This window comes from Ottowia sp. (genome assembly GCF_047975795.1).
In the GTDB taxonomy this organism is placed as follows: Bacteria; Pseudomonadota; Gammaproteobacteria; order Burkholderiales; family Burkholderiaceae_C; genus Ottowia.
In genome coordinates this window covers 1-1648 of the sequence record NZ_JBKEEE010000069.1, presented here as the reverse complement: position 1 = coordinate 1648, position 1648 = coordinate 1, and the positions used below count along the sequence as shown (strand labels likewise).

3 protein-coding genes and 1 pseudogene are annotated in these 1648 nt (G+C 62.7%); 3 read left to right on the top strand and 1 reads right to left on the bottom strand.

Annotated features, from left to right (window positions below; genetic code table 11):
- Positions 1-257 precede the first annotated feature (257 nt).
- The 3 genes from ACK5NW_RS10620 to ACK5NW_RS10610 are packed head-to-tail and all read left to right on the top strand — an operon-like array spanning position 258 to position 1262.
- Entirely contained in the window at positions 258-497 is a 240-nt protein-coding gene (locus tag ACK5NW_RS10620) for a ribbon-helix-helix domain-containing protein (protein WP_416927822.1), read from the top strand.
- Complete coding sequence (locus ACK5NW_RS10615) at positions 497-916, top strand: putative toxin-antitoxin system toxin component, PIN family (protein ID WP_416927820.1); 420 nt, start codon at positions 497-499, stop codon at positions 914-916. Before ACK5NW_RS10620 ends, ACK5NW_RS10615 begins: the two co-directional genes overlap by 1 nt.
- A gap of 31 nt (positions 917-947) precedes the next feature.
- Entirely contained in the window at positions 948-1262 is a 315-nt protein-coding gene (locus ACK5NW_RS10610; protein WP_416927818.1) for a hypothetical protein, read from the top strand.
- 31 nt (positions 1263-1293) lie between these two features.
- Here the strand turns inward: ACK5NW_RS10610 and ACK5NW_RS10605 are convergent.
- Positions 1294-1648 (bottom strand): annotated as a pseudogene (locus tag ACK5NW_RS10605) (allantoin permease); the annotation flags it as partial.

The following is a 1648-nucleotide window of genomic DNA, read 5'->3' as shown; positions in this document are numbered from 1 at the left end:
GCAGCTTCATGCTTACTCCTAAGTACAAGAAATAAAAAGGTTTTTTGGCCCGCCGCCCAGGAAACCGAGGCAGGCGCAGGCCGGATCAGCGAAGGAGCCGGGCGGTTGTTAGCACTCAGCTCCAACGAGTGCTGATGATAAGGGCAAATCGCGGGAGATCAAGGGCTGGGCGCATGATGACTGGTGAAATCGTATTTGAGTGTATAAATGCTTATGTGCTTATCCGCACAAGCATCCCATTTGGGTTGGAGGTCGTCATGAGCGTGGTCCGTTGGAATCTGGCCGTATCGTCTGAAATGGATCAGTCTGTGCGCATGTTCATCGCTGCGCAGGGCGGTGGTCGCAAGGGCGATTTGTCGCGCTTCATCGAGGAGGCGGTTCGCGCCTACCTGCTGGAAAGCGCTGCCAGCCAGGCCAAAGCTGCAGCAGCAGACATGGACGAGACCGCGTTGAACGACCTGATTGACGAGGCTGTGCAGTGGGCGCGTGAGCATTGATGCTTGTGATCCTTGACACCAACGTCTTGCTGGCAGCGTTGATTTCTCCCTACGGCGCTCCTGAGGCCATTTATCGCGCCTGGCGCGCGGGCAGTTTTGATCTGGTGACTTCTGCGGTGCAACTGGAGGAGCTGCGCCGCGTGAGCCGTTATCCCAAGCTCAAAGCCATTTTGCCGGCGCACCGGGTGGGCACGATGGTCAACAATTTGCAGCGCGCCGTGGTGCTCGGGGCATTGCCAGCCTTGCCTGAGGGCGTGTCGGCCGCTGATCCTGCCGACGAGTTTTTGCTGGCCATGGCCCTGGAAGGCGAAGCCGACTATCTGGTCACGGGTGACCGGCGAGCCGGCTTGCTGCAGCGAGGCAGCGTGGGCCGCGCTCGCATCGTCACGCCGACGGTTTTTTGCCAGGATGCTCTGTAGCTGCTCGATAGCCGAACTGAATCAACCCATCATGACTTCAAAACAAACCCTTCTGGACCGCGAGATGTTCACCCAGGCGCTGCGCCACATGGGCGAGGACGACTTGCTGTACCTCAACCGCATGGTGGTCGAGCGGCTGAACCTGCTGGCGCAGGCCAAGAGCACGGTGGCTCTGGCGCAGTTTGCCGAGGGTGACCGCGTGCAGTTCACGGCCAACGACGGCAGCGTCAAGCGCGGCGTGGTGCTGCGCCTGAACAAGAAGACGGCCAGCGTGCGTACCGACGAAGGCCAGAACTGGAAGGTCTCACCAGGCCTGCTGAGCAAGGCGGTCACCCGGCAGGTTTGATGCAGGCCTGATGCAGGCTTGTAGCCCGCCCTCAGCGGCGGCTGCTCAGCCTGAGCGCGCTGGCGAGCGCGAAGGTGAAGGCCAGAGCCGGCAGCGCCGAGCCCCAGGCGGGCCACCACTGGGCGCCCAGGTGAAAAACGGCAATGCCGGCCAGCCACACCAGCGCCGGGCCGAGGTGCACGGTGCGTTCCGCAGGTGCGCCGCGCCAGACATGCTGGGCGATGACGACGCCAAAGAGCGGCACGAACACCGAGCTGAGCATCAGCAAGAAGGGCTCCAGGCTGTGCATGGGCAGCCACAGCGCGCAGGCGGTGGCGACGACGGCCAGCGCCATGCCGGTGCGGCGCACCGGCCAGCGCATGCCTGAAAGGTATTGCAGCGAGACG